Source organism: Schnuerera sp. (genome assembly GCF_035459645.1).
Classification (GTDB): domain Bacteria; phylum Bacillota; class Clostridia; order Tissierellales; family Tepidimicrobiaceae; genus Schnuerera.
This window is the reverse complement of record NZ_DATHXO010000522.1, coordinates 1-3,765: the sequence shown is the minus strand read 5'-3', so window position 1 is coordinate 3,765 and position 3,765 is coordinate 1. Positions and strand designations below refer to the sequence as shown.

The window sequence follows — 3,765 nt, the reverse complement described above, 5'->3', positions numbered from 1 at the left end:
TGGATACTATTTATTATATAGGTAGTGGAGAAGTTCTTCCACCTCCATTAAAACCTGAAGAGGAAAGTTATTTTTTAAAAAGGTTAAAATATGATGAAAGTATTAAGGGTATTTTAATTGAAAGAAATTTAAGATTAGTGGTTTATATTGCACGAAAATTTGAAAATACTGGTATATGTATTGAAGATTTAATATCAATAGGGACAATTGGATTAATTAAAGCAGTAAACACTTTTAATCCTGATAAAAACATAAAACTGGCTACTTACGCATCAAAATGTATAGAAAATGAGATACTTATGTATTTAAGACGTAATAATAAGTTAAGGTCAGAAGTTTCCTTAGATGAACCTTTGAATGTAGACTGGGATGGGAACGAATTGTTATTGTCAGATATTTTGGGAACTGAAGGAGATATTATATTTAAATTTTTAGAAGAAGAAGTTGATAAAGAATTATTAAACCAAGCAATTGATAAACTTTCTGGAAGAGAAAAGACAATAGTAGAATTACGTTTTGGGTTAAAAAATGGAAAAGAAATGACTCAAAAAGAAGTAGCAGATATATTGGGTATATCTCAATCTTATATATCTAGACTAGAAAAAAGGATAATAAAAAGATTGAAAAAAGAAATGATCAGATTAATGTGACGGAAGTAAAATTTCTGTCACATTTTAATTTTATAACAGAGGCTAATATAGAATGAAATAAATATAAATGGACGATTTTACCAAATTATAATTGAATAAAAAGTTCAAAGGAGGCAATAATTTTATATAAGAAGGGGCAAAACACGGGGAAAGGAATGAAGACGGTGCGCACAAATAAAGTAGAAATTTGTGGGGTAAATACTTCAAAACTACCAGTACTCACAAATGAAGAAATGCAGAAATTATTTATAAAAATAAAGGCAGGAGATATGGAAGCTAGAGAAGAATTTATACAAGGGAATTTAAGATTAGTTTTAAGCATTATTCAAAGATTTAATAGAAGAGGAGAAAATGTAGATGATTTATTTCAAGTAGGTTGTATAGGTTTAATAAAGGCCATAGATAATTTTGATTTAAGTCAAAATGTAAGGTTTTCTACCTATGCAGTACCTATGATCATAGGGGAAATTAGAAGGTATTTAAGAGATAATAATCCTATAAGGGTAAGTAGATCCTTAAGAGATATAGCTTATAAAGCATTACAAGCTCGGGACCATTTGGTTAATAAAAATTTAAAAGAACCCACTATTACAGAAATAGCCGAAGAACTAAGTCTTCCAAAAGAAGAGGTAGTTTTTGCCCTTGATGCAATTCAAGATCCAATATCTTTGTTTGAACCAATTTATCATGATAGTGGAGATGCTATATATGTGATGGATCAAGTAAAGGATGAAAAGTCAGAAGATGAAGTTTGGCTCCAAGGAATTGCAATTAGAGATGCCATAAGTAGATTGAACAAAAGGGAAAAACTTATATTAAACCTTAGATTTTATGAAGGGAAAACACAGATGGAGGTAGCAGAAGAAATTGGGATTTCCCAAGCCCAAGTTTCAAGATTGGAAAAAAATGCATTGAGACAAATGAAAAAGTTAATATAATAAAAATATTACCCCACTAAATATTAGGCATATTTTGGGTAAAGCTTTAAATATATATAATAAAGAGAATATTAGAAGAGGTGGGGTAATGATTAATTTATCTGAAATGAGAGAAAAAGAAGTAATAAATATAAGAGATGGAGTAAAAATAGGTTATATATATGATTTCGAAATAGACTTAGAAAATGGTAAAGTAGTTGCAATAGTTATACCAGGACATGGGAAGGTATTGGGAATTTTTGGGAAAAACAATGATTTAATAATAGACTGGAAAAACATAGTCCAAATTGGAATGGATGCAATATTAGTGGATATAGAAATGGAATCATAGCAATCTATTAGACAATTCAAAAAGGATATATTATAATCAAATTGAAGAGGAAATTGGGAGGTGTAAAGATGAATTGCCCATTCTGTAATTACTATGAGAGCAAGGTAGTAGATTCAAGACCTACCGATGAAGGACAAGCTATCAGAAGAAGAAGAGAATGTTTAAAATGTTCTAAGAGGTTTACAACTTATGAGAAAATTGAAAAGATACCTTTGATTGTAGTGAAGAAAGATGGAAATAGACAATCTTATGATAGAAATAAAATTTTAAATGGAATTTTAAAGGCTTGTGAAAAAAGACCTGTTCCTTTAAACTTGATAGAAGAAACAGTAGATGAAATTGAAAAAGAACTATATAATTCTATGGAAAAAGAAATAACTAGTCAACATATTGGCGAGATGATAATGAATAGGCTGAAAAAGATAGACGAAGTGTCTTATGTAAGATTTGCTTCAGTTTACAGACAATTTAAAGATATAAACACTTTTATGGAAGAATTAAACAAACTATTAAGCGAAGGTTAAATTATTTAAACGAGGTGAGTTATGGCTATTATAGAAAATTATAAAAATGGAATTTTATATTATCAGTTTAAAGCATTTAAAGATATAGATTATATTAATCATCTTTTTACTTCTAGAATAGGTTGGGATAATGACAATTTAGCAAAGAACATATCCCATATATTTAAAGTATCGAAAGATAATATTATTGCTGTTAAACAAGTTCATGGCACTAATATTAAAATTATCGACTGGGACTTAAACTGGGATGCAAACAATTTTAAAAAAATTTCTCAGATAGAAGCGGATGGCTTAATAACTAATGTAGCAAATATTATTCTTACAACCTACCATGCAGATTGTGTTCCTATTTACTTTTTAGATAAGACAAAGAAAATTGTTGGTCTGGCTCATGGAGGATGGCGAGGAACTTTTGAAAATATAAGTGGTAAAATGATAGATATATTTAATGATAAGTATAGTTCTGATAAAAAGGATATATTAGTAGGTATAGGACCATCCATAGGGCCATGTTGTTATGAAGTTGGACAAGATTTAAGTCAAAAGTTTATTCAAAGATATAATAAATTTCCTAATGTAGTAATCAATAAAAATAATAAGTTTTTTTTAGATCTGTGGAAAATAAATATATATCAACTAATGGAAAAAGGTATTTCAAGAGATAATATTATAGTATCCGATATTTGTACCAGCTGTGAAGTAGATAAGTTTTACTCTTACAGAAAAGAAAAAGGAACTAATAAGAGGATGTTAGCTGCTATTGGATTAATTTAAGTTTTATGATTAAGTTAAAAGGATGATATTATGAGTGAAAAGGACTTAAATTTGCTAGTACTGCAAAATATTTTGCACTATACAGATATAGGGATTCATGTAGTAGATAAAAATAGAAAGACTATATTATATAATGAAGCTATGGCAAAACTAGAAGGATTAAAGACGAGACAAGTAATAAATAAAGATTTATTAGATACTTTTCCTAGTTTAAATGAAGAAACTTCAACTTTAATAAAAGTTTTAATTACGAAAAGACCTATACTAGATAAAACCCAAACTTATATTAATTTTAAGGGGCAAAATATCGTTTCAATAAATTCTACAATTCCCTTATTTGCTGAAGGAGAAGTTGTTGGAGCCTTGGAAATAGCCAAAGATATAACCTATCTCAAAAAATTGTCAGATAAGTTAATAGATTTACAACAAGAATTAAAAAGTACTAACAATAAAGGTAAAAGGAAAGATAAAGTTAAAAATTATACCTTTAAGGATATAATTGGAAATAATAATAAAATGCTACAAGTAATTGGAAATAATAATAAAAT

The 3,765-nt window shown here is 28.1% G+C and carries 6 protein-coding genes; all 6 read left to right on the top strand.

The features are described 5' to 3' along the window. The coding region (sigE, locus tag VK998_RS12210) for an RNA polymerase sporulation sigma factor SigE (RefSeq protein WP_325228746.1) at positions 1 to 650 on the top strand (650 nt) is incomplete at its 5' end. Between the two features lie 155 nt (positions 651 to 805). Further along, positions 806 to 1,588 carry an RNA polymerase sporulation sigma factor SigG gene (gene sigG, locus VK998_RS12205; RefSeq protein WP_325228744.1) on the top strand — a complete coding sequence of 261 codons (783 nt, stop codon included), beginning with the start codon at positions 806 to 808 and terminating at the stop codon, positions 1,586 to 1,588. Between the two features lie 88 nt (positions 1,589 to 1,676). Continuing rightward, positions 1,677 to 1,919 carry a YlmC/YmxH family sporulation protein gene (locus VK998_RS12200; RefSeq protein WP_325228741.1) on the top strand — a complete coding sequence of 81 codons (243 nt, stop codon included), beginning with the start codon at positions 1,677 to 1,679 and terminating at the stop codon, positions 1,917 to 1,919. A gap of 68 nt (positions 1,920 to 1,987) precedes the next feature. Next, positions 1,988 to 2,443 (top strand): transcriptional regulator NrdR, encoded by a 456-nt coding sequence (gene nrdR, locus VK998_RS12195; RefSeq protein ID WP_325228739.1) that lies wholly within the window; start codon positions 1,988 to 1,990, stop codon positions 2,441 to 2,443. 21 nt (positions 2,444 to 2,464) lie between these two features. Beyond that, positions 2,465 to 3,217, top strand: coding sequence for a peptidoglycan editing factor PgeF (pgeF, locus tag VK998_RS12190; protein WP_325228737.1), 753 nt, complete (start codon positions 2,465 to 2,467; stop codon positions 3,215 to 3,217). A gap of 30 nt (positions 3,218 to 3,247) precedes the next feature. After that, positions 3,248 to 3,765: PAS domain S-box protein (locus VK998_RS12185; RefSeq protein WP_325228735.1), on the top strand; the 518-nt coding region annotated here is incomplete at its 3' end.

What these genes read in the sequence shown, in the direction of transcription:
- nrdR (WP_325228739.1), top strand. Translation starts at nt 1,988, where the DNA reads ATGAATTGCCCATTCTGTAATTACTATGAGAGCAAGGTAGTAGATTCA.
- pgeF (WP_325228737.1), top strand. Translation starts at nt 2,465, where the DNA reads ATGGCTATTATAGAAAATTATAAAAATGGAATTTTATATTATCAGTTT.
- VK998_RS12200 (WP_325228741.1), top strand. Translation starts at nt 1,677, where the DNA reads ATGATTAATTTATCTGAAATGAGAGAAAAAGAAGTAATAAATATAAGA.
- sigG (WP_325228744.1), top strand. Translation starts at nt 806, where the DNA reads ATGAAGACGGTGCGCACAAATAAAGTAGAAATTTGTGGGGTAAATACT.